The sequence below is a fragment of the Haloarcula sp. CBA1115 genome (genome assembly GCF_000827835.1).
Taxonomy (GTDB): domain Archaea; phylum Halobacteriota; class Halobacteria; order Halobacteriales; family Haloarculaceae; genus Haloarcula; species Haloarcula hispanica.
Genome location: NZ_CP010532.1, coordinates 60,051 through 82,958 on the forward strand (window position 1 = coordinate 60,051; position 22,908 = coordinate 82,958).

Consider the following 22,908-nt stretch of genomic DNA (forward strand, 5'->3'; position numbering starts at 1 on the left):
ATGGCAAGCTACTGTGTCGACTCAAACGTTCTGCTCGGCTATTCGTTCCTCCAGAACCGATGGGATGAACACACAGATAGGCTGATATCGACTGATAACTCTCTTTTCATTTCCGATCAGGTAATATACGAGTACTGCTGTAAAAAGGGAAAACCGCGTGCCGAAACAGAACTCAAATGGTCCAAGGATTACGGTAAGTTCGATGACGAGAAAGCACGCCTCAGAAAAGACGCAAGGATGTGCGAATTGGAAGTTGATTCACGTCAGGAGTCGGAGTTGGGGCCAGAAACTGTTTCAGAGATATTTATTGAAGAACATGATGTTGAGACCCAAGTCCAAGGAAAAATTCGAAAATACTTCAAGAAAGCATTGACTGAGGACTGTACCCATTTGGATGTTAGAGACGCGATGCGGGATCTCGTTGAGCGAATTACAACCCAAGCCGATTCCAGAAAAGAGACTCTCTCAGAACGAATAGATTATATCTCTGTGGAAGATGAGCGAGATGAAGATCTTCGAGTTCGCCTTGCCGAAATGATTTCACATGGCTCTCAGACTGAGCATCCAGATGCAGAGGTGGTAGCAGATAGCTATGTTCTGCAGAATCTTGGTATTGCAGGCCGGCTCGTGACGGGTGACAAGGGTGATATCTATTCCAACAGAGAAGAAATTAATGCAATGACCGGACTATCAGTCCTCTATCTAAAAGACGAGTTTGCTAGTCACTCGTTTTTATAGTGGCTGCTAATATAGCGGAATATCTAGAACGAATTCGCCGTGGCTGTTTCGGTGGACGGTGACGCTGAGAAGGCTGTGTTGGCAGATATGTCCTTTGAGACGCTCTCTGAGTGGTGCGAGTACACTCGTGGGGAGCACGGGTAGAATATCGAGGCAGATTCGAGCCCCCTGGCAGTAGCAGTAGAACCACACGACATCGCCGGTACTGTTATATAAAAATGCTATTTACACACCAATATGCCGATAGATCTGGACTCTGATGCATGGAAAGATGCCAGCACGTATGACCCGCTCAAGACAGAAATCCACTCCTTGTTCCGGGACTATCAAGAACAGGCACTGTCCATCGCTGAGATCGAATCACACCTCTACGAGAATCACGCACATCTGTTCCCGGCTGATCTCGTCGGAGAGGACGCTGTCGACGGAGCCAAGGCTGCACGCCAGTCTATAGTCGCAACCCAGCTTGAGCGGATGTACTGGCGTTCTGAGGTTACTTTCCGGCGTGTATCTCCCGAGGGCAAGGCAGATGCTGGACTTTACTTTACCTCCGACGGTACAGGTATCGCACCAGTCGCAGAAATTGATGAGGTGAGCGATCCAGACCCGGATTCACCCTTCGGAACGCTTTCTGGACGGTTTCGGGAGGTCGAAGATGAGATTGATGAAGAGATGTCTGATTTAGAGGAGCGGATAGACTGGCTGGAGTTTCGCGTTCGCGAAGAACTCGGAGCGTACTAAGGAGCTGATAGCCACGTAGCGACACAGAGGGTAGTACTTAGATATTCCCATTTAGTCGCCTGCTGTTCAGACCCTTCGCTAATGACAGCATTTTCTCCCCTTCAGATGTCGTTCGAACGTGCGTGCCGCCGTCAAACCGCTCCTTGTTGCATAAGTCGCAACAAACACTCCAGATTTTCATATGGAATACGGTGTGTAGCACCGGCAGACACCCAGTTAGTAGCGGAAATCTAACTAATCGTAACTGCATACCTGAAAGATCGCATTGAGGCACAGTAGTCTCCAGAAGCCGGCGTCGTGGGCAACGTCAGGCGAGCGCACCACATCGCTCGCGAGTACCACGGCTGGGATCTACCAGACGAAAGCGAGCGCCGTCACCAAGCGATGGCGGGCGAGACGTGATGTCCAGTGACTCGTCTCAGTATATGACCTGCAGAACCGACGAGTGCGACGCGCCGATCGTCGACGCCGAGCGCATCGCGTGTGTCGACGGAGAGTACGGGCCCTGCATGGCTGTCGGGCGTCACGCCGGCGTCTGTTCTACCGATCATCTCTCTGTCTGGGACGTCGCAGAGGCCTGAGTGCTGTCGGTCGCGTATTCGCACTGGTGATTTTGTGTCCCCCCGGTGGGTGAGGGGTTACCCGAACATGAGCACCGAACAGCAGTCCGTCGACGAGCACCCTTCAGGCACCGAAGCCGACGACCGACCGGACATTCGTGCCCAGCACCGGCAGGCACAGACGAGTGGCGAGGTGTTTCAGGGGCGTCCACGGGGTGAGAGGTAGATGTGCTGCCCCGACTGCCGCCGGCCACGGTCAGCGTCGGCGTGTGTCGACAAGCGTTACTACGTCGACGGGCAAGCCCATGACCCGATTCCGTGGGGCGAGGGCAGCCAGTATCTCACGTACAAGCTACAAGTCCTCCAGAGCAACGAACGGGGCGTTACCGTCGACCCTGAGCGGTGGCGTGACCAGTCGTGTCCTGCGTGTGGTGTCGAGCACGGCGAGATACATCATCGGCTCTGTGACTTCGAAGAGTGCCCTGCATGCGGCGAGCCGTTGCTGCTGTGTTCTTGTGTCGTCGAGATTGAAGTCGTTGCATCATCCGGCGTGAAGGGCCGTCTCAAGCAGTCCCTCGCTCGTCTCCTGTAGACACCAGCTTCTAGAGCGGGCTCGATGTCAGACGGACCTCGTGTGCGTACTTTTGTGTGCGCCGACGAGGGTGCCGGCGTCACACTGACTGCAGTGCGTGGAGCGCCGGCAGGTCACGGTCTACCAATGCATATGCTCATCTACGCGCTAGCATTCGTCTTTAGCTAATACCAGTAGTAATTCTTGGAGATACAATTACAACTGCAAGTATTAGGAGAACCAATTCCGTCGGCCGAGGTGCTGTTCCTTGTGAAATCCTGCGATGATCAACAATAGCATCGGTGGTTTTCGGCGTTTTGGTGTGGTGTATGGGTGAAATTCGACCGAAAATCACGGTCTAACATTATTACTGTGAATATTAGCTAAAGACGAATGGTTTGATGAGTTATTAGATAAAAGAGGGTGGTAATGAGAGAAGGTTTCGATACGCCTGATGACGCCCTGCAAAATCTTTCGCCAGGTTCAGCGGTCCATTTCTTCCGGAAGTTGCTCTATGCCGAAGCATGGGCAGTAAATGCAACTCAGTCATCTGCGCATGTTCCTACGAAAATCAATTTTCCTGACGGAGGGCTTGATGCTAAGATTGAGGATGTTGAACCCAACCGCGATGACCTTATTCCAGAAGGAACATCCGGTATTCAAATCAAAGCTTCAAATGCTTCGAACATCCAACCTGCAGACTGCCGCGATGAGGTCACTGATTCAGATGGTGAAAGTCTAAAGCCACGTATTTCGGAACTTCTCGATGAGGAAGGCGTCTATATTTTAGTTGTATTCGATGAACTGGTCGGACGCTCGTCTAAACCAGGGAAAGATATGCGAGAAAGTCGTTTAGATGCCCTCAGAGACGAATTTGAATCACACGGATATTCTGACGCCTCTGTCCGGGTTTACGATACGTCTATCCTTGGAGAGATAGTAACCCGCTTTCCCTCACTTGTCGCAGAACTTCAGGGTATTGAGCAAGCCCAACCATACTCAATTTGGAAAGAAGATATAACTACGAATTTTGCTACGTTTGTAGCAGACGATAAGCGAGAGACGCAGATAAGAACAGTACGAGATAGTCTTCAAGATGCAGAAGACTGCCAATTTATCCGGGTACTGGGCCAGCCAGGAATTGGAAAAACCCGGTTAGTCTTTGAAGCCCTATCATCAGAAAACCTCAGGAGCCGTGTTCTCTATACTGAGGCTCAAAAGTTCATTGGCAGTCCATTTGCCGCCCAGCTCAGAAGAAGTGAAGATTGGCATGCTATTGTAGTAGTTGACAATTGTAAGGCCAAGAGTCACGAAACAATCCGAGAACGCTTCCAGGGTGCTTCAGATAGACTTGCATTCATTACGATTTCAGAGGATCCAACCGGAGTAGAATATGACCATCTACTCTCAATTGACGGATTATCCCGAGAGGCAATGAGAAATCTTCTTAGTGAGAATACCTCTGTTAATGCTACACACCGTGTGGCAGATCTAGCAGAAGGTAACCCAGAGTTTGCTCGGTTTATAGTCGAAAAATGGCAAGAGGCGGATGAAGATACGGATCTTCTTGATGTGAATAATGAATGGCTATTTAATCGAGTAATGGGAACAGACGAAATGAATCGAAACCAGTCTCGTCAAACAGAGCGGGTTCTTGAGGTATTCTCTTTGTTTGACAAAATAGAGTGGGAAAATGAACGGGGAGAAATTTCCGGGGAAGCAGAATTTATTGCTGAACTGGCCGGCTTTGAGGGTGATTTTAGGACTTTTCAAGATATTGTTAGCGAACAACAGGAACGGGGAACTCTTCAGGGTGAATACTACCTCGCCGTCACTCCATTTCCATTAGCAGCGAATCTCCTGAGATCTTGGATAGAAGCCAATGGACCGGATGGCATTGAGGAGTTACTAACGGAGGCACCACAGGAAATGGTAAGCCGCTTTGGTGAGCGAATTCCATACCTATCGACAACCAAAGCGGGCAAAAACTGGGTAGGCAAAAGTTTATCTACCGACGGTCCATTCTTTAAAAACAACGGTCAAATCCTTGAGACGGAAGGTGGTAGTGAGCTTTTCCTACGGTTAACAGAAGCTGCTCCGAATGAAGCGCTCGATCCTCTCCAACACTTTTTCGAAACTCGGGAGCGAGAACAATTACTTGAGTTTACAACTGGGCGACGAAATATTATCCGCTCACTTAAGATGATCGCCGTCTGGAAGGATACTTTCAGACCTGCTGCAAAGCTAATGTTTAGGTTAGCTGTTGCTGAAAATGATGATGTATTTTCGAATAATGCGACTGGAGAATTCACGAATTTTTACTCCTCAGGATTTGGGCCAGTTGCACCAACTGAATGTCCACCGACAGAGCGGCTCCCAATACTCCGAGAGAATATTAACCAAGGGGAGAGAGAACGAGAAGTAGTACTTTCGGCAATGGAAACAGCACTTACCAGTCCTGGAAGAGTCACTAAAATTGGAACCTTCGAACACCAAGGACCGATGGGGCCCCCCGATTTGTGGACACCGGAGACCTATGGAGACCTCTTTGACTACTATTCTGAGATTGTCGAGATCCTTGAGGAACAGTTGAATTCGTCGTCGGTTGAGAATAGAACAGATGCATTGGAAGTTATTCTGGGGGCACTTCGTCCCATTGCAAGAATGTCGGAATCATTATCAGAGCAGTTTAGAGAGATTCTTGTAGAAGTCGTAGATGAGGACTGGGTTTCCAAACAAGAAGTGATTCAGTCAGTTCGGTCATTCCTCAAATATGAGGAGGAAGTATTAAACGAAATTGAGGAAGAAAAGGAAGCATGGGAGGAATTCCTCTGGGAAATTTCAGAGAGGGATTTTGCCGGAAAACTAAAGAGATACGTGGGAACTCACACCGTTGAAGACCGCGACATTCGTGACGAGAAGATTCGTGAAATTGCTGAAGAAGGCGCCAAAGACACTGATCAGCTGCATCAACATCTTGAGTGGTTGCTGTCATACGAGCCAAATGGACAGGCCCTCAGAAACTTGGGAGCGGAGTTAGAGAGCGTCGATGACGAAAGAGAGTTCCTTGATGAGATTATTGAGACATTCATCCAAAAAGAGTCCGGGAGTCGTAATGTGACTCTCTTAGCCGGTTATTTATCTACCTTATCTGATGAAAGTGAAGACATCCGTCAAGATGCTATTGAAGAAGTGTATACCCAGATATCAGAGTACACCGACTTGGTGGAATTGATTCGGCTCTCGGGTCTTACTGAAAATGATGCTCGACGAATCTCAGGTATGGTTCAGGATGACAAAGTTGGTCCATCAGCACTCGCTGGCTTTACCTATGGTGGGACAAGTAGTAATCTCCCAGAGGACGTTTTGAAAGAGATTGTCCGATATTTGCTTAATAACTACTCTGAAGGAATCCAGCATATCGTTCCTGTATACTTCCATTACTACGTGTTTTCAGATGAGGAAATAAAGCTCCCGTATGATCTCACGATTTCTCTATTATCCCATCCTGAATTGACAGAATCTCCTGATGCTCAGATAGAAATACAGGGCGTCTCTCAGGATTGGATGAAGGTTGCTGAAAAACTGTTTGAACAATATCCGAAGAAACGAATTCCACTTATTGAGCTCGCAGTAGATCTTTTATGGAGAAGTAGCTCCATTATTGGCCATTCAAATGGTCATGTCGGATTTTTATCAGATGTGTTCGATGAAGAACCAAGAATTGTATGGACAAGATTTGTTGAAGAGCTGGAAAAGAAAGGATACCGATACGGCGTAATAAATTGGGTGGGCGGGATGCCTATTACCAAACTACCAACAGAGACGTTCTGGGAATGGATAGAGGAAGACCCCGAAAACAATGCACCTTTAGCAGCTCAATTGATTCCGTCCACCCTCAATCATAAAGAGGATGAGGTTTGTCTCGCTAGACAGTTACTCGTGAAGTATGGAGATCAAGAGAAGGTTCAATATAAACTGGCGAGTAACTATTGCTCTGAATCTTTCTCTGGGCCAGAGAGTGAGCACTATAAAAAAAAGAAGAAGCGCCTCGAAGAATTTCTGGAAGAAGAGTCTGATGAAAATGTGACTAGATGGGTCAGAAATCGTATTGAGGAACTTGAGATGAAGACTGAACGAGGTAAGAAGAGAGAGGAGTTGTTAGGAATCAGTGACACCTAAGCGTATGGTTCTATCTCTATTGCGACTTATGGCAAAAATATGATCCCAAACTGTTTCCAGAAAAACATAATCCGCCTTTCATCGATAGGACGATATAATACCGAACGCCGCCCTATAGTTCGACAGTATTTTGATTGGCTACTCCAAGAAGGGAATCTTGCTCAAGAAGAGATTAGTATCGAGGACATTCGTCTTTAGCTAAGACTCACACCTCGGTTGTGTAGCGGTAGCGAGCGTCTCTTGGAGTATCGGTCGTTGCTGGTGGATCTTCTGAGCGTCCTCGATCAGCCGCTCCAGCAACGGGGATGGTGAGTAGCCGAGATACTCACCGAGTTCGTGGAGTATGAGCTGGGCGTGCGACCGAGGTCGCCGCCCAGCGTTCCGGCGGAAACACGATCTCATCGTCGGCCTGTTCGGTGACCAAATCCAACAACTCACGACTCACCAGCAGTGACAGCAACGCCGCGTACAGCAAGGTTTCTACGACATCACGGTTGCTTGTGTCGAATTCGTCCAGTTCATACTGCGTTTTCAGCTCACGGAACAGCGTTTCTACCTCCCATCGACACCGATACAACGTTGCTAGATCAGCAGGGAGGAACTCCTCTCGCGGCAGATTCGTGATGTAGAGATGGTAGTCGTCGGCGTCCTCGTCGCGGACGCCGACGACGCGGAACCGCTTCGTATCCAGCGACCGCCTTCCCTCGTACTGCCCGCGCTTGAACTCTGCTTCGACCTCTACGTCGATGTACTTCCGCGAGAGGTCACCGACCACATCGTGGATCTGCTCCCCCTCTAAGGGAATGGCGCGCCCGCGCCATTCCCGCAATTCCCCCGTTATCACCGGATTCGCGTTCTGTTTCAGCCGACTCACGAAGTAACCGTCGTTCTCGTCGATCAGCGCGAAGCGGCGGTACTTGAAGTACGCGCGATCGAACAGAACTAGCCGTCCTTGCAGCCACGATCCTGTCTTGAACAGCGTGCTATCGTGCGTTTTCTCATCCGTTATGTCGATCTGTTCAATCGTCTCGTCGGTGGCGTTGTGGAGCAGGTGGAGCTTCGCTCCAGCCTGCTCCTCGTGACGGGCTTGGAACTCATCAGAGAGGAACTCGTGCAGCCGCAACACTGTTCCATCAGCGATCATCACATCCCTGAATCGGTCGATATCAGCGTCAACAGCGTCGGGAACAGCGACCTCGTCGAGCGCGGCCTCGACGAGGTCGCGAAGGTGCTCCGCGAGCGTCGGCGTCAGCCGGTGATAGAAGCCACCGAGAGAGAGTGTCTCGTCGGCTGTAGAGTTGTAGGAGCGTCTGAACCCAGCGAGTGTTCGGCTCTCGCCTGCGGCGAAGCCGAACACGAGCGCCCACACAAGGACTGGGATCTGAATCTTCCCTTCTCGTTCGACCACGCCGAGTTCCTCGGCGTGCTCTTCGAGGAACTCGGAGGGAAACAGTGTAGTGAGCCGACGCATGATTCTCGATGAGGAGATTTTGGTGTGCACAGCCGTCACCTCCTCATTCCTCTCGAAAAGAAGCCTCGATAAGCCGCTGCTGTCACGCGGTTCGTCTCTTAGCTAAAGACGGATACTGCGCGCTCGTTGAGGCATCGACAGCAGACGCAGCACTCGCCGCTGGCAAAGGCGTTTTCGACACCCTAGTCGGCGTCGACAGGCACTCAAATGCAGTGTTCGACTACTACGTCACGTTCGACGAGAGTTCCACCGTCGCAGGCAAGTCCCGGTGGGGCGAGCGTCCGACCGCGGCTCCGGTCGACTCCGAGGTCGGCCAAGAACTGCTTGGCGATGGCTGGGAGACAACGAAGTCAGCGTTCGAGCGTAATCTCCAGACGGTCAAAGACGCCCTCGACGAGCTTTCAGACGAGGAGATTATGCGCGACAAAGACCTCGCTCGATGTGCGTTCCAGAGAGTCGGAGCCGCCAAAGGTCCAGAGATTGCACTGTATGAGGAACACGGATGTGGGATTCGCGATCGGACGCAGCTTGACCGGCTTCTGGACGAGAGTGATAACCTCTGGATCGTCCCCGCCGACGTCCACTTCTGAGGGAGAGCTGCGGCAGTCAGTTTTCGTCGAACCCGATTTTGTGTGTTCCTGGCGGGTGAGGAACACGAATGTCGGGGACTCCAGATTCATGCCCGAGAGAGGAGTGTGACGCAGATATTGTCAAGACCGAGACTGTCGACGTCGAGGCAGACCCACGCGCTCGTGACCCGCGCACCGAGCCTGTCGTCACCTGCGGGGAGGGCCACCAGCGAGTTATGTAATCGCTGGTCTGCGTTTCCGAGGAGTGACGACGCGCACGTCGGGGTCGCGCGCGGTTGGAGACGAGAGGGACACGACTGCACTCGCGCTGGCAGTCGGTCCCTCTCAGCGTGGGGCAGACGGCCGGGCGAAACAGACGGATACCTGATAGATAGCAGCGTGGGGCAGACGGCCGGGCGAAACAGAGGTATGACTGGTGGATAGCAGCGTGGGGCTGGCAGGCCGGTTGAGAGCGCGAGAGACGAGTGTGTGTCGGCGTGGGACTGACGGCCGGGCAGAGACGGGTGGTTGGCTGGTGTGTCGTCTGACCGCCGGGTAGCCGCCGCTGGGCGGCACGCTCGCTCTTGCCGGAGCCGGTACGTGGGCTGTGGGCCGGCGGAGGGGGTGCGAGTGGCGTGTGTCTCGTGTGTAGCGAGCAGGGAATTCTGGCACTGCTGGCCTTGGAGTCGAGTCATGTGGCACTCGTGACGGTATCAAGGGGGGCGACGGTTCGGATGGCGGGACTTGAGGGACTGCTGGTGGCGGGACTCGGTACGCTGACGTCGGCGGCACGACTGACTGCGACGGGACTGCTGGCTTCGACGGCACTACTCCAAACAATATCGCGACGGCGAACTCGGTGTCGGACCAGCACACCTTGAAAGCCCCACGCCGCTGGCGGTCGCTCAGCGACATATCCGCGCAAACCGCACGCGGATAGGGGCCGCTGACGCGACCACAGCAAGCGCCAGCGGCGTGCCCCTTTCAGTCCCACCCGACTGCTACGGCACAGCACAGCAGAATCGAACGCACGCGTCGGAGTCGCGCGCGATCCGGGTGAGGAACCCTCGCGGCCGGCGCTCCCTCGCCGGAACGAGGACGGGCACTGCGTGCCCTGTGTTCCGGGCTGCTCACTTCGTTGCGCTGCCGGGCTTTCACCCATCCGGCACTCGCTTGGCCGCGCGGGATGCTGGCTCACCGCAACCGCACACGATGGGACCGCCCGCCGGGGTGTCAACCACCTACGGTCTTTATATACTATTCTCTCTTGAAACGCGAAACACAAGACGCCGCTTAGAAACCACTCAGACACCCGAATATTGCACTTGAAACAATCCAAATGGTCCGTTATCTTTAAGTAGCCGGCACCCATGCCTTTACGTACGGAAAGACACGACGCACGCGGCGCTGGCAGGGCAGTTTCACGCCGCAGAAATCGGGTGATGGCACACCCGACAAGTGTCTTTCCGTGAATCCCGAAAGACAATGTACGCTACCAATTCCAGCGGTAAGAAAGCATCGGCAAGCAACCAGACGGTTTCCCTTTCGGCCCACGTCGAGGGTGGCCCCGAACAGCTTCTAGAGGCGGTCGCAGAGACGGAGAACGGCGACGAACTCGATTTCAGGATGAATCGAGGTAGCGATAGCCGTGGCAACTTCTACGCCCGGCAGGAGGAGGCATATGATTGGACGCGCTCGACCGAGGTGGGTCCGGACCGGCGCTTTGGCGAAACGCTGGAACAGCAGGAAGAACGCCACGGGCGCGAAGCCGAGCAAGCCCGACACTCCGAGGTCGCACGCGCCCACGTCGACGGTGCCGACCGCGAGGCGTCGGCTCGCCAGCTCACCGACGCCGAAACCGGACGGGCTGATGGGTTCCGCTCACCGGCTGACCCCCGGCAGTGGATGGACCGCGACACGCTGGCGCGAGTCAACCAGCAGGCCGCGACGCTGGCAGACAAGACCAGTCTGTCGCAGGCGGCAGCGAGCCGCCGACTCGCGGCCCTTGTGTCCGGGCAGATGGGCGACTGTAACAGCCTGTATGAGGCTTCCTTTACCGTGTTCAGGGACGCCCGTGACGAACTGGCAACTCCCACGCCTATCGCGGATGTCTCGCCCTACGGATACGAGTGTACGGTCGAGGGCGAAGTGACCCACATCATCGCGGAGCCAGACGCGCGGAACCAGTACCAAGTCCTCTATATCGAGGACGACGAGGGAACGAGCGCGAAGGTCACGGTCTGGGGCAAGTCCATGCACGGCGGCGAGATGGTGCGCACGCTCCGCGAGGGCGACCGGGTGCGAATCTCCGGGGGCAAGCCAGACGACTACAACGGTATCAAGACGGTGGCGGTCACGAGCGACACGCTCATGTGTGTCATCGAGCGCGGCGACGGTCCCGCGCCCACCGGACACGGGGGCGGTTCGTTCGGTTCGTCCGGCGATAGTCGAACGGCGGCGTCGTGGGAAGCAGAGTCAGACACCCATCAGTGGGCCAACGAGCGGGATTCTGACCGCGCGGTCGCCGTGACGCTCGGCAAGGCCCGCTGTCCCGAGTCCGGGTGTTCGGACCTGTTCGACACTGAGCATGGGGCCGCCACTCATCAGGGTCTCGTTCACTCCGCAGACTAACGCCCGGTAGCGAGGGCGTTCCCCCATCGAGCGGGGGCTTCCTTGGGCGGTGCGACGGTGCTCGCGCACGCGGCCTCGCCGCCGCCTCCGGCACAGCGGACGGCGGCGAGACAACCGCGCGCACGGACTGGTACGCCACCGCACCAGCGCGTCAACGTGGGTCAGTCTGGTGGGGGCTGTGAGAGAGCCGATGTTCTGGTGTGTGCGTGGACGTGGGCCAGCCGGCCCGGGAGAAACCGGGCTGAGTGGCTGGTGGGTTGCGACAGCGCGCGACGCCGACGGAACGCTCCGCTCGGCGCTATCGCGCGCCTCGCGGCGGTCCATCGTGCCTGCGGTAGCGGGCGCGATCCCGGCCTGCCGCCGGGAGGTGGACGGAAACGCATTCCATCTTCTGTTGCCTGCTCGTGCTTCGACCCAGACAAACCAATAGCACGACATTTTTGCGACTCGCTCCGGAAAGTGGAGAGCATCATGTCAACTAATGGAGAAGATGGCAATCCGATAGAACAGCTTGCCAGCGGTCAGGATGCCAAGCGAATCCCCCACCCAAAATCAAACGAGTACATCGCTGTCTTTCGGCTTGACAATAAAAGCAATACCGTATACAAGCTCGTGACTGATGATGGCACTGTCATCCGAACGTCATGGTCCTCCTCGGAGTGCAGTGTATGCAACGAGAACGAAAGCTACAGTCCGAGGAGGGGGACGCCATACGACATAGCACAAGAGGAGCGGAAGCAAGCAAACTGCGAACACGCACAGTTCGCATCAGACGCATTCTCACTTGCTTCAGTGAGTGCTTGCGACGACTGTGGCGCGTGGGCGGTCTCTCCAAAGCCGATGCCCCATCCAACGGTCTCTGGAGCCGTTGCAGCGGTTGAGGAATACTGTGCAGCGTGCGACAAACTCCGTGAAACGTGACCTGCTGCTGTCCTTATTCGCTGGTCTAACCAACACAGTCGGCGCAGTCTGGGGAGCTGTTGGTTAGTTGCTTTCTGGGCCCGATGTCTCGGGCGGAAACACCTCGATTTTGTGTGGCCGCAGGCGGGTGGCGGCCAGACAGGGCCGCCGGGAGGTGATTTCTCAAATGGGAGACGTCCAGTGTCCACGCTGTGAGGAAGTCTTCAATACCCGGTACAACCCCGTGCGGTTTCGCGCCGGGTCCTTCTACGACCCAGAGCGCGATGAAGAGTACGAGCAGGTCTGTGAGGACTGCCATCGAGAACTGACAGACAAGTAAATCAGTCGTCTACTCCCCAATTTTTTCTGGTACTGGATCGGGTATCGTTCCGAGTTCCATCTTCAGGAGGCGTTCTGCTTCATCAGTGTGGGTATCCTCTTCGATCAGGAAGGCTTCGACGGTCTCCCGATCACTGTGATACTGGATTGCTGTCTCGTATCCATACCGGGTGTTTACGCCTGGTGCTGAGCCGTGCTTGACACGCACCAGAAACTCGCGATCCTCCCATGTTTTGATTTTCACGGACCGCGGTGCATCGAGTTCTCGCCGAGCGATGTCGATCACTTCGTCGACGACCGGCCCGATCGTTTCGATGCTCGGAATCTGACGCTGGTTGGATGGCTGTTGCTCTGGAGAAAAGTGTGGCTGTGACATGAGAACGGTACGATTCAGACTTGTCCGTCATCGCTCAAAAAGCTCCGGGTTGGGCTGGCTCCCCCAGCTGGCACCTGGGGAAAGAACAGTCTCACCAAGTGCCGGATGTATCGCAGGCGTGGGTCTGCCGGCCGGGGCGCAACTGGGCTGGATGGCTAGTGGACCGTCCCAGCGCGCGACGCCACTGACAGACTCGCGATGCTCGTCTGTCGTGCCCTCGTTCACTCTCGCTCACTCGGACGACGGGGCGCTGCGCTCGGCGCGGTCGCGCGCCTCACGCCGGTCCACTCGTGCCTGCAGTGGCGGGCGCGATCCCCGCCGGGAATCGGACAGTCCCCCGGCTGAATGCCACACTAAATTACGATAGTGAAAAGATGTGAAAACAAGGCGTGTTGTACTTGTTGGGATTCAGATACAAAGCTCCGGACATGATGGTGTGGTCGCCGGCCGGTGGCTGTCGGGTTGTGCGCCACGAGAAGCCGAAGCGAGCGAGGGTCGAGCGTGGGTCTGCCAGCACTGGCTCAACTCGAGTGTGGTCGTGATCGGCGTGGCCCTGGACGTCGGCGGCCGGCAACGTGCGTGGCACAGTGGACTCGCATGGCACTCGGTGGGGCTGGCCCGCCGTGTCGAAGTCATGATATGGCTCCGGGGAGTGAGGCGACTTCTATCTGAAACTCAATAGGTTTCCTTGCGGGGTGAGTGTGTCAGTCTTCGCTCTGGGTAGGTTCCGCGATCCACTGTCTCTTCCTTTGTTCTATCTCTTATGTTTTTCTTCTTATGTCTCTCGCGCCTCCGCCGGGATATGCACGACAAGGTAAAGAGTGTAGTTTGTATCTGATTCTGGGCGATTCATACCCATGCCGTCCTGCGATTTGCTGATGATTCGTCGCTGTGTTTGAGTGATTCACCGTGATTCAGATTGGCAAATTACCGACGCCCTCTTGCGATTTCGCATATAGAATAGTCCGAAGAAAGTAACTTCAATAGCTTTGATACAAGTCGAGTGCTACAGTCTCGACAGGACCCGGTTACCAACTTGTAGAGAAGCACCACCACGTCACGGAAATGAGAAATATATAGAACGTCTTATAGTTAGAACACGGGGAAATTGATGTAGGTCACATGAACTCAGATGGCCTGCGTCGCTCTCCGCTTGCCTCAGTTTCGTCCCGTTCTTCACTCTTGTCAGTATCAGTCTCCGTGTCCGATTCATCAGGCGATTCACTCTCTTCCTTCTCAGCAGAGTCCGTCTCGTCACTGCTGGGATCTGGGACCGTCTCAGGGGAGTGGTCGCCATCGTCATCGGGCAGCTGTTGGTCCTGATCCGCGCCACCAGAGTTACCCTCTAAATCTGATATATCTGGGTGGTCTGTATCCGGAGACGTGACGGCAGTGTTTGCTGTTGTCTGGTCGAGTGGGTCGCTCGACTCGTCGTCGCCCAACCCGTCTGTCGCGTCGACGGTTGGCTCGACTTCGGAGTCACGATCCGGGCCACTCTCTCTGGACTCAGCGTTGTCGTCCTCACCAAGTGACCCACGAAGCACATCGTCGACCCGAGCCCGGGTGAACGAGAACCAACTGTCGCTCTCGATGTCGGTGTCATCCTCAGTGGGTTCCGGCTCCGAACTGCCCGGCGACTCCGCACCCTGTGCCGGGAGGCTATCGCGAACGTCGTCTAGTTCGTAGGACTGGCCGTGGACCCACGTCGTCCGAGAGACAGCAACGCACTCACCGGGCTGGAAGTCTCGGAGCAGACCAGAGGTGACCGGCGTTTTGTCTTTCTCTTTGTATGTGTCCCGAGCCTGCGTTCGCGGGTTTTCGCCGCGCCCCTGGTGACTCATCGACACCATCTCTGAGCGGTCGTACTGTCGACTCTCGCCGAGTTCGTCAAGGATGAAGTCCGTCGACTCAGTGTCACCCGGACCGAAGTAGACTCCTTGCGGGCAGTTGCCGACAATGCCAGAGATTGTACTGTACGTGTCTTTGAGCTGGCCGATTGTCTGTACGCCGACTAATGCCCGGGCCTTGTGTTTCCGACCTCGGGCTGTGAGGTTCGTTACCTGAGTAAGCGCCGGCAGCGCGTCAATCTCGTCGAGGATGTGAACCGTCGGATTCGAGGCGTTCATTGCGTAGCGGATGGACCAGTCTACGAGCAGTTGGTACATCGGCCCGAGCGTTTCCAGTTCCGTTGGGTTCGAGTCAATGATGAGGACTCGGCCTTCCGGGTTCTCGATGTACTCTTGCAGCGAGAACTCCCCGTAGTCTCCGAAGTCGCCAGTGAAGACGGGATCGACGTTCTCCTTGATCGTTTGGTAGACGTTCTGTGCACCTTTCCCCTTGTCAGGGTCAATGTGGCCCGAGTCCAGCCGGTCGAACTCGTCAAGCGCTTTCTTCAGCGCGATGTGGCCCTCGTTGAGCAGCGAGACGATATCAGCGTGACAGAGAGCATGGCGGCGACTGTTCTTTTTCGCGTTGAGATGGAGATACATCAGCATCTCCGCGAAGGTCTGTTTGGCGGGCCGATGGAATGGGTCGTGGCCGTCGGCTTCGCCGAAGATCGCGCCGGCGACCTCACGGAAGTCCGACTCTGAATCGGCGTCCTTGAACAGATTCCAGGCTACGTCGCTATCTTCGTGGCGGATGCGCTGAACCTCAAAGCCCAACTCCTCGTAGAATGCTTGGAAGTCCTCGCCGGTATCGTGAGCGATGACTGCCGTGTTACTGTAGTACGGGAACTGGTAGGCTAGTAGTTTCATCATCGAGGTTTTCCCGCTTCCAGTCTCGCCCACGACGGCTGTAGAGACATCCTGATCGAGTGTGAACGGCATTTCGGCCTCTTCGTGTTCGTGAGAGACTTCTTCGAGTGGGACGACGGACTCTCCGTCGTCGTGGTCCCACTGGTTCATCGCGAGCATTTCCGGCGAGGTCCGGCGGAGCAGTTCCCCGGAGAACACGATACCGATTGAGATGGCATACAGGATTACGGTGGTCGAGTACGAGATCATCGGCAGCGATAGCCCGGGCACGGTGAAGTCAGCGAATAGTGTTCCGACCGAGATGGCAGCCAGAACGTGTGCGAACGGGAACAACAGCGCTGCGCTGGGTGTCTGGACAAGCACGTCGTAGAAGAACACTGCGCTGATGAGTCCGAACCCGAGGTAGATGTAGCGCCACGCCCAGAACCGCTTCGGAAGGACCTTGTCACTATCGACGATCATCGGCGGGAACAACAGCATGAACCCGGCCCAGACGAACCCGACGACGTTGTCGTACTTGAGACTATTCGGAACCTCTCCGGAGCGTTGTCCTGGTGGTGCAGAAGAACTAGAACTCACTGCCACCACCCACGCTCGCGTTCGGGTTCCTGCTCACGTTCGGGGGCAGCTTCGGATTCGCTCTCAGTTGTTGCCTGTTCTTCGGCCCTCTCCGAAGCACGCTCTGAGAGTTGTTCAGTTTGCCGCTCATCGCTCGCTTTCTCAGCCGTAGGCTGTCCGACGTCTTTCTGTTGGCTCTTCTCAGTCGCCCGTTTGAGCGCTTTTTCCGCTTCGGGGTTCAGCGATAGCTCTGCCTCATGATACTGCTCCCGAGCTTCTTCATCCACGACTCGGCCAATGTCCTCCGGAGAATCACTGGCGGCAGCCGCTGGGTCGCGCGTTCGGGCGGGTTCTTCAAACGCGGTTTCCGCCCGTTCACTGAGTTTCTGGATGTCTTCTAAATCCATTTCCAGCTCTGCCTGCTTCCCAGTAGCTGCGACATGTGCATGAGGAAAGTCTGTATCCCGGTGGACAGCATACACATAGTCGGTTGTCGGCTGGCGGGCAAACTCTTGGTTCATTACGTCCCGAGTGTTGGTCTGAACCTCTTGGGGAGAATACTGTCCAGTCGGATCTGGCGAAACGATCAGATGCCGCTGGAATCCGAACTCTTGACTCTTGTCGACAAATCGGTCTACTTCTGGGTCGGAGAGTTCTCGGCCGGCCGGGTTCCGTAGATCAACTGTCGCTCCGGCATCCTGGTCTCGGTCACGGCGAATATAATCGACGAGGTTCCCTGCTCCGCTCTGCTGATAGTCCGTTTCTACAATCATGCGCCATCACCCGCTGCGCCGGCGGACCCCTGTCCGTCTTCGCTGCTACTGCCTTCCCCTGCAAGAATCGCTTCGGACTCAGTGTTGAGCTCCTGTCCAGTGAACCGTTCAGCAAACTTCATCGCAAGCCGTTGCTCGGCAGTAGAGTAGTCGTCTTTAATCAGCTTCCAGATTGAGATAAGATACGCTGTCCGCACTCTCTGGATGTGCCGTACTTCCTCGAGTGTTTCAGACTCAAATTGGTCCAGAGTCTCCCCCAGTTCCTCCTTAAGAGAGTCCAAAATGACTTCTATCTCAGTATCAGTTCCATACCGGCCGTACTGATGCTCCCCAGTTTCACGGTCAATGTGATCCTCAATCATCTCATGACCATACTCCGAGATTGACGTATCCTCTTCATCGGCTAGTTGTTCAAGCCACTCCCGATTTTCGTCAGTCGTATAGATCTGAATGACAGTTCTCTCACTCATTCTTGACCCTCCTTGTTACGGACGTTGTCTACCTCTTCCTGTAGCTTGTCTGTCGCTTCATCCATCGCAATAGCACGCTCCTCTGAGGAGTAGTCTGTCGAAATCAAGTCCCAGAGAGCTACTTCATAAGCCAACTCTTCAGTTGTCTCAATATCTGCTGCCTTGTTCACTTGCTCTGTCACACTCTCAGCGATCTGTTCCAGCTCTGGTTCCAGACCCAGTTCCTCCGCACGCTGATCGTGCAGCTCACGGGCAATGCGTTGCTCCGTAGCTTTCAGGATATACTCCGATAGGTCTTCATCTACCTTCCGAGCCTGCCGTACTATCTGATCTCTCTCTTCTGCACTCATCCGTAGCGAGATTATGTCATTCATGTGAATCACTCCGTAGTGTCAAACTCCGTGTCGGTCTCTGCTTCGATACCACCATCAGCGATAACTGCATCTGGCTGTGTCTGGTCAAGTGCCACAGACACCGCGTCGACTAATTCCTCTTCGCTGAGTCCGTTGAGGACGTGTTCAGCCTTCTCAGGGGACAATCCGTGATTCGTTAGCTCTTGCTCGACTGCTTTGGAATGGACGAACTCTTCGAAGTCAGCAGCGCGGGAGTCGGCCTCGTGAGCAACAACGTCGAGCGCATCTTCCGCGTCAGCGTCGAGGTCAATGATCTGCTTCTCTTCCCACGACGTCTTGATCGTCAGCGGGTAATCGCCATGTTCGTCGACGCGAACCAGCGCTTGCGAGTAGCCCTGTCCGTCGCCCAATGACTCCTTGCCGGCTTCGGCGTGCTGGATGTAGGACTGCTGTTCATCGGTCAGTCCAGCGCTTGTTGCGGTTTCATCGCCCAGTTCCGGCTCGCGGTGATGCACCTTGATCGGGCACATTCCCGCGATTTCCTCGGCTGCGCCCTTGTCCTCGAACTCAGAGAGCGTCTGGGACAGCATCACCAGTCGCAGTCCGGCGTGGCGCTGGTGGCGAGCAATCTGGTTCAGCGACTCCAAGTTCGCGTCGTCGTTGAACAGGTAGTGAGCTTCGTCGATGATGATCTCGACCTTCTGCTGCATATTCTTGGCCTGCTGGTACAGTGTCGACAACAGCAGTTGCATGATGAACGACTGCTTGCCGAGACCACTGCCCGAGCCTTCGACCTGCTGGAGGTCCAGATAGACGGCCTTGCTGCTATCGTCGATCAGACGAAGGTCCGACTCTTTCGAGAGGTTGCCAAAGGTACTTCCCGGCCGGAACGGATGCAGCGCAATCGAGAGTTCATTTGCGTACTGCTGGATTTTCTGCTGGGAGGACTCCGTCGTCGCTCCCGGGAACATTTCTGGCTCTTCTTGGAGGCGGTCGACGACGTCTAGGAAGTCACTCAGGTCCGGCGAGTTCTCCGGCGTGTGCGTCGACGGGTCGGCTGGGTCGATATCCGATTCAGTGAATATCTTGTCGATCAGGAACGTGATGAGGCCGCTGTGCATCTCCAGATCGACATCGCGAGATTGGAGGAAGTTCTCGATGACCCCGTACACTTCGTCTTTCTTGGCGGAGACGGGCTGCATATCCGGGGACTGTTCGAGGACATGCGGCGGCGTCGGATGCATCTCACACGGGTTCAGCGGCGTCTCGCCGCTGATCGTGATCGTCTTTGCATCCAGCATCTTCGCGCTGCCGTGCATATCCCCGACCGGGTCGATGTAGATCTGCTTGACGTCCGACCGTTTTTTCAGCATCCGCATCGCCCGAGCCTGCGTACCGTGGGTCTTCCCACCGCCGGGCATTCCAGTGACCAGCTCCGAGTGACCGGTTTCCAGTTCCCACGGGTCGATCAACAGCGAGGAATCGTTGTGGCCGTGCAGTCCGTACTCGATGCCGTCCTCCATCCGCAGGTAGTTCGAGCTAAATGGGAACAGCGACCCGAGTGCTTCCCCGGTCATTGAGGAGAGTCGGTTTTGTCCGAGTTCGTTGGCCCCGATCGGCGAGACGGTCACCAGTCCTGCTTCCTGCCGGCGGGTCGTTCGCTTGACACCGCAGTTCGATGGCGAGTCTCGCAGCAGCGTTTCGAGCCGGTTCGTTTGCTTCCGGAGGTCTTCTTCGGTCTCCGCAGTGAGGCGGATGAACGCCCCGACACGGAACAGCGACGTGTGGTTCCGCCGGACCATCTGCCGGATGTACTTTGCCTGGTTGACCTCCTGTTCGATATCCTCCGCTTCCAGCTCCCCCTTGTCGTTTTGCAGCATCTTCAGCGAGGAGATCCACTCCTTCATCACCGACACTGCTGTATCAGCGTCGTATGGGTCGATGTGGATTGAGACATCCACAGCGAGGTCCGTATCCAGCAGTAGTTGCTCTAGCATTCCACTGGTCGGATGCTCGGGATACGTCTCGATCCAGAAGCACCGTGTGTACGTCTCTTGGTCGATGAGGGCGTGGTCGGCTTCCCATTCGATATCCGTCGGCGCGACCAGTGACCGATGGTTCTCTCCCGGTCTATGCAACTGGGAGACGAAGTCAGTCTCGTCGACCTCGTAGTCGGTCCCACCGACGTCGTCGGTGTCCATGCCCTCCGCAGCGTCGTGGGCTGTGGCACCCTTGCCGTGCTTGATGAGTTCCCGTGCCGAGTACGTCACCGGGGAGACGGAGGCCGCCTCTTCGTACTCGCGTTCCGACCGGGTTTCACAGGCCCAGTAGTCCTCGGTCAAGTGCGCCAGCTCATGCGGGCTGACCGACCGGCTACGGCACCGAAACATATTGTTGACTGCTCTGTCGACGGTTTCGAGCCGGTCGTGGAGCTTCTTGCCTTTGAACTCCTCTCGCTCGGCGTCAGTGAGCGTGTCACTGTCGAACCGAGTGAACAGCCGCCCAATGACCGGTATCCCGGTCAGGTAATCCGCGATGGAATCGCTGTTCATCTGGAGGTCGTGAATGTCGTCGTCAGTGACCCAGACGACGACGTAGTACTTGCGCTGGAGTTCAGTCTCAGTTTCAACGTTGCCGCTGTCGTCGGTGTAGCGGTTGACGAACTCCATGAGGACGCCCCGGAAGATCGAATGACTCTCTGCGTCGGGGTCGTCGAGTCGGTCGATATGCGCTTGGATGTGGGACTCGTTGTCGACTTCGGCCGTCGTGACGTGGAGTTTCGCCCGGCCAGTCAGGGATTCAGACAGGCGTGTGAGTGACTTGACGGCTTTCTCCCATTTCTCGTCGTCCTGCAGCGACATATTGGCGGGCTCGACCTCGACCGCGCCGACGTACGCTCCGTCGACGCGCTCAATGCCGTGGGGCATAACCCGCTCTAATCGCGTAACCTGCCGGGTATCCTGATTCCCTTGGCCGTGAGTGTACTGCTTCTTTTTGACGAGCCAGAACAGTTTGACTCGCAGCCACTCAGTGAGCCGGTAGTGGTCCGGACGGACTTTGTGCAGGATGTAGAGGAACACTTCCACGACCGCTGTGAGAGCCAACGTGGGGAAGAACAGCGCCGCCGGCACGAATGGCATCCCCATCGCGACGAGGAAGCCAAACGGCGGGATGAGGAACAGGATGAGTTCCCCCAGCGTGTAGTCGCCCCAGAAGTTGGTCGAATCTCCAAGGGATTCGTGGATGATGTTCGTGTTGTACTCTTCTTCTGAGTCAGCCATTAGTCGTCATCCTCCTTGTGAGGCAGGCCGTCGCGGTACACATCCGGCCCTAATACATCGTCATCAGTTGCAAACACGTCCTGCAGCGAGTCATACGACTCCGACTCATCGGAGTCGGTATCGGTCCCGTTTTCGTCGGGTTTCCCATCCGAGAACGGCGGGTCTGAGTCAGACTCGTAGACTCTGGTATCGCCAGAGTTGATCTGCGTCTGGCGCTCCATCTTGGTTTGGGGCTCCATCTTCGTCTGGCGTTCACTAATCGGGGTGTCGTCACTCTCAGAATCGCCAGACGAGCTGGACGAACCACCGTTGGTGAATCGGCTGTTGAGGGGACTTCCACTGGACCCGCTCCCGCCGCCAGAGGGCGGTGAGCCACCAGAGCCACCAGACCCGCTACTGCCACTGCCGCCGCCAGAAGGTGGAGCGGAACCGCCTGCACCACCGCCGCCGGAGCCACTGTTGCCGCCACCGGAACCGGTGGGGCCGCCGCTAGAACCCCTCTTCATGCCGGCGGGGTTGGCTGCCATCTGGCGGTGGACCATTTGGGCACCCGTAGCAGCACTGCCGACACGTCCTTTTGCAGCGCCTGAGGCAGCTCGAATCGTGCCACCCGTCGCCATTGCTGCGCCGGGGCCACCGACCGCGCCAGCGCCGGCTGTCGCCGCTGCACCACCAGCCGCCGCACCGATCTTGAGGGGCTTTTTGCCACCAGCAAGGGCCTGCTCGCTGACTTGAATCGCAACGCGGCTACTGCGCTGAATGAGGACCTTCTGGGACTTTGCCGCCAAGTACAGCGTCACGAGGCTGATGAACAGCGACAGGTCAGAAGCCAGTCCCCAGTTTGTCGCCTCGAAGCTCATGCGGATCAGGATCGCAGGCGGGATGCCCGCAGCGAGGACTCCGGGATATGCGCCGGCGACCTGTTTCGCCAGTCCAGAGAAGCGGTTCAGCGGCCAGACTTCGACTGCCCAGAACGTCGCAACCAGCGGCATCGAGAGGGTCAGCAGGAAGACCAGCAGCCACCGAGTGATGAAGATGAACGCCGCCTTGAGGTAGACGTACAGTCCGACGATCATCAGAACGACGAAGATCCCAAGGCTGAGATCCGCAATCTGCTGGGCTGAGCTGATTAGTGCGGCTGCCTCCTTGGGGGTGTGTGATCCTTTGTACAGTGTTCGGCCAATCGCATCGAAGAACTGCGTCCCCAGCGAGGCTACCGGGAGCCAGAAGAACAGCGAAAGGAAGGCAACACCGAGTCGGCGTAGAAGCTTCTTCCGGATAACCGGGTTCATCGACCCGTATCTAAGCCCGATCATCGCCAGAACAGAAAACTGGATGCCGAGCGCTAACCCAACAATCCCATCGAAATATATATTCGAGATTAACGCGTCCCACGGAGCATTACTCGCAGACTCAAATGCAATGTCGACAGGGGCTGCTGAATTCGGTCCTTCAGGAGAAGGTGTGCCTACCATCGGGTCAATAAGCCACTCAAAGAACCCCTCAAAATACCCAATTATGTCTGTTCTGAGTTGATCAAGGAAGCCACTGATACCAGCTGTAATTGCCGACGAGAGTTCTCCAACCACTCTCTCGACAACCTCCTTCACGATGTCCCCAGCAATTCCCGACTGCATTG

At 55.7% G+C, this 22,908-nt stretch carries 18 protein-coding genes and 1 pseudogene; 11 read left to right on the forward strand and 8 right to left on the reverse strand.

The window, feature by feature from the left end; all coding sequences use genetic code 11:
• The 6 genes from SG26_RS19550 (at position 1) to SG26_RS21325 (ending at position 6,792) form a co-directional block, all read left to right on the forward strand.
• On the forward strand, positions 1-738 hold the full coding sequence (locus SG26_RS19550) for a hypothetical protein (protein WP_050038600.1): 738 nt from the start codon (positions 1-3) through the stop codon (positions 736-738).
• Between the two features lie 237 nt (positions 739-975).
• Positions 976-1,479: a hypothetical protein gene (locus SG26_RS19555; RefSeq protein WP_050038601.1), complete on the forward strand. Its 504-nt coding sequence runs from the start codon at positions 976-978 to the stop codon at positions 1,477-1,479.
• 425 nt (positions 1,480-1,904) lie between these two features.
• Entirely contained in the window at positions 1,905-2,060 is a 156-nt protein-coding gene (locus SG26_RS21735) for a hypothetical protein (RefSeq protein ID WP_175055184.1), read from the forward strand.
• 67 nt (positions 2,061-2,127) lie between these two features.
• Positions 2,128-2,265 carry a hypothetical protein gene (locus SG26_RS21740; RefSeq protein ID WP_167320809.1) on the forward strand — a complete coding sequence of 46 codons (138 nt, stop codon included), beginning with the start codon at positions 2,128-2,130 and terminating at the stop codon, positions 2,263-2,265.
• Complete coding sequence (locus SG26_RS19565; protein WP_050038603.1) at positions 2,266-2,631, forward strand: hypothetical protein; 366 nt, start codon at positions 2,266-2,268, stop codon at positions 2,629-2,631. It begins immediately after the preceding gene.
• 408 nt (positions 2,632-3,039) lie between these two features.
• The gene (locus tag SG26_RS21325) at positions 3,040-6,792 is read left to right on the forward strand and encodes an ATP-binding protein (RefSeq protein WP_154020834.1); all 3,753 of its coding nucleotides are present in this window, start codon (positions 3,040-3,042) and stop codon (positions 6,790-6,792) included.
• Between the two features lie 198 nt (positions 6,793-6,990).
• Here the strand turns inward: SG26_RS21325 and SG26_RS19580 are convergent.
• Positions 6,991-8,263: pseudogene (locus SG26_RS19580) on the reverse strand (IS4 family transposase).
• A gap of 68 nt (positions 8,264-8,331) precedes the next feature.
• On the opposite strand from SG26_RS19580, the gene SG26_RS19585 reads away from it, so the two are divergent.
• The 5 genes from SG26_RS19585 to SG26_RS21340 all read left to right on the forward strand — a co-directional run bounded on the left by SG26_RS19585 (position 8,332) and on the right by SG26_RS21340 (position 12,703).
• Positions 8,332-8,853 carry a hypothetical protein gene (locus SG26_RS19585; RefSeq protein ID WP_050038637.1) on the forward strand — a complete coding sequence of 174 codons (522 nt, stop codon included), beginning with the start codon at positions 8,332-8,334 and terminating at the stop codon, positions 8,851-8,853.
• A gap of 68 nt (positions 8,854-8,921) precedes the next feature.
• Positions 8,922-9,074 (forward strand): hypothetical protein, encoded by a 153-nt coding sequence (locus SG26_RS21330; RefSeq protein ID WP_154020835.1) that lies wholly within the window; start codon positions 8,922-8,924, stop codon positions 9,072-9,074.
• A gap of 1,243 nt (positions 9,075-10,317) precedes the next feature.
• Entirely contained in the window at positions 10,318-11,463 is a 1,146-nt protein-coding gene (locus SG26_RS19590) for an SOSS complex subunit B family protein (protein ID WP_050038606.1), read from the forward strand.
• A 471-nt stretch (positions 11,464-11,934) separates the two neighbouring features.
• Positions 11,935-12,384 carry a hypothetical protein gene (locus tag SG26_RS21335; RefSeq protein ID WP_154020836.1) on the forward strand — a complete coding sequence of 150 codons (450 nt, stop codon included), beginning with the start codon at positions 11,935-11,937 and terminating at the stop codon, positions 12,382-12,384.
• 166 nt (positions 12,385-12,550) lie between these two features.
• A complete protein-coding gene (locus SG26_RS21340; RefSeq protein WP_023842963.1) occupies positions 12,551-12,703 on the forward strand; it encodes a hypothetical protein in 153 nt (50 codons plus the stop codon).
• 9 nt (positions 12,704-12,712) lie between these two features.
• Here the strand turns inward: SG26_RS21340 and SG26_RS19595 are convergent, their stop codons facing one another.
• The 7 genes from SG26_RS19595 to SG26_RS19625 form a co-directional block, all read right to left on the reverse strand.
• Positions 12,713-13,078, reverse strand: a complete 366-nt coding sequence (locus SG26_RS19595; protein ID WP_175055185.1) for a hypothetical protein — start codon at positions 13,076-13,078, stop codon at positions 12,713-12,715.
• Between the two features lie 1,118 nt (positions 13,079-14,196).
• The gene (locus SG26_RS19600) at positions 14,197-16,413 is read right to left on the reverse strand and encodes a type IV secretory system conjugative DNA transfer family protein (protein WP_050038607.1); all 2,217 of its coding nucleotides are present in this window, start codon (positions 16,411-16,413) and stop codon (positions 14,197-14,199) included.
• The gene (locus SG26_RS22245) at positions 16,410-17,165 is read right to left on the reverse strand and encodes a relaxase/mobilization nuclease domain-containing protein (RefSeq protein ID WP_050038608.1); all 756 of its coding nucleotides are present in this window, start codon (positions 17,163-17,165) and stop codon (positions 16,410-16,412) included. The genes SG26_RS19600 and SG26_RS22245 overlap by 4 nt, the downstream gene beginning before the upstream one ends.
• On the reverse strand, positions 17,162-17,635 hold the full coding sequence (locus tag SG26_RS19610) for a hypothetical protein (protein ID WP_050038609.1): 474 nt from the start codon (positions 17,633-17,635) through the stop codon (positions 17,162-17,164). Before SG26_RS19610 ends, SG26_RS22245 begins: the two co-directional genes overlap by 4 nt.
• Positions 17,632-18,009, reverse strand: coding sequence for a hypothetical protein (locus SG26_RS19615; RefSeq protein ID WP_004966056.1), 378 nt, complete (start codon positions 18,007-18,009; stop codon positions 17,632-17,634). The genes SG26_RS19610 and SG26_RS19615 overlap by 4 nt, the downstream gene beginning before the upstream one ends.
• 5 nt (positions 18,010-18,014) lie before the next feature.
• A complete protein-coding gene (locus SG26_RS19620; protein ID WP_050038610.1) occupies positions 18,015-21,269 on the reverse strand; it encodes a VirB4 family type IV secretion system protein in 3,255 nt (1,084 codons plus the stop codon).
• Positions 21,269-22,906, reverse strand: coding sequence for a hypothetical protein (locus SG26_RS19625; RefSeq protein WP_050038611.1), 1,638 nt, complete (start codon positions 22,904-22,906; stop codon positions 21,269-21,271). Before SG26_RS19625 ends, SG26_RS19620 begins: the two co-directional genes overlap by 1 nt.
• Between the last annotated feature and the right edge of the window lie 2 nt (positions 22,907-22,908).

What these genes read in the sequence shown, in the direction of transcription:
- SG26_RS19595 (WP_175055185.1), bottom strand. Translation starts at nt 13,078, where the DNA reads ATGTCACAGCCACACTTTTCTCCAGAGCAACAGCCATCCAACCAGCGT.
- SG26_RS21335 (WP_154020836.1), top strand. Translation starts at nt 11,935, where the DNA reads ATGTCAACTAATGGAGAAGATGGCAATCCGATAGAACAGCTTGCCAGC.
- SG26_RS19555 (WP_050038601.1), top strand. Translation starts at nt 976, where the DNA reads ATGCCGATAGATCTGGACTCTGATGCATGGAAAGATGCCAGCACGTAT.
- SG26_RS19550 (WP_050038600.1), top strand. Translation starts at nt 1, where the DNA reads ATGGCAAGCTACTGTGTCGACTCAAACGTTCTGCTCGGCTATTCGTTC.
- SG26_RS19565 (WP_050038603.1), top strand. Translation starts at nt 2,266, where the DNA reads ATGTGCTGCCCCGACTGCCGCCGGCCACGGTCAGCGTCGGCGTGTGTC.
- SG26_RS21330 (WP_154020835.1), top strand. Translation starts at nt 8,922, where the DNA reads ATGTCGGGGACTCCAGATTCATGCCCGAGAGAGGAGTGTGACGCAGAT.
- SG26_RS21340 (WP_023842963.1), top strand. Translation starts at nt 12,551, where the DNA reads ATGGGAGACGTCCAGTGTCCACGCTGTGAGGAAGTCTTCAATACCCGG.
- SG26_RS21735 (WP_175055184.1), top strand. Translation starts at nt 1,905, where the DNA reads ATGACCTGCAGAACCGACGAGTGCGACGCGCCGATCGTCGACGCCGAG.
- SG26_RS19625 (WP_050038611.1), bottom strand. Translation starts at nt 22,906, where the DNA reads ATGCAGTCGGGAATTGCTGGGGACATCGTGAAGGAGGTTGTCGAGAGA.
- SG26_RS19620 (WP_050038610.1), bottom strand. Translation starts at nt 21,269, where the DNA reads ATGGCTGACTCAGAAGAAGAGTACAACACGAACATCATCCACGAATCC.
- SG26_RS19615 (WP_004966056.1), bottom strand. Translation starts at nt 18,009, where the DNA reads ATGAATGACATAATCTCGCTACGGATGAGTGCAGAAGAGAGAGATCAG.
- SG26_RS19590 (WP_050038606.1), top strand. Translation starts at nt 10,318, where the DNA reads ATGTACGCTACCAATTCCAGCGGTAAGAAAGCATCGGCAAGCAACCAG.
- SG26_RS22245 (WP_050038608.1), bottom strand. Translation starts at nt 17,165, where the DNA reads ATGATTGTAGAAACGGACTATCAGCAGAGCGGAGCAGGGAACCTCGTC.
- SG26_RS21325 (WP_154020834.1), top strand. Translation starts at nt 3,040, where the DNA reads ATGAGAGAAGGTTTCGATACGCCTGATGACGCCCTGCAAAATCTTTCG.
- SG26_RS21740 (WP_167320809.1), top strand. Translation starts at nt 2,128, where the DNA reads ATGAGCACCGAACAGCAGTCCGTCGACGAGCACCCTTCAGGCACCGAA.
- SG26_RS19610 (WP_050038609.1), bottom strand. Translation starts at nt 17,635, where the DNA reads ATGAGTGAGAGAACTGTCATTCAGATCTATACGACTGACGAAAATCGG.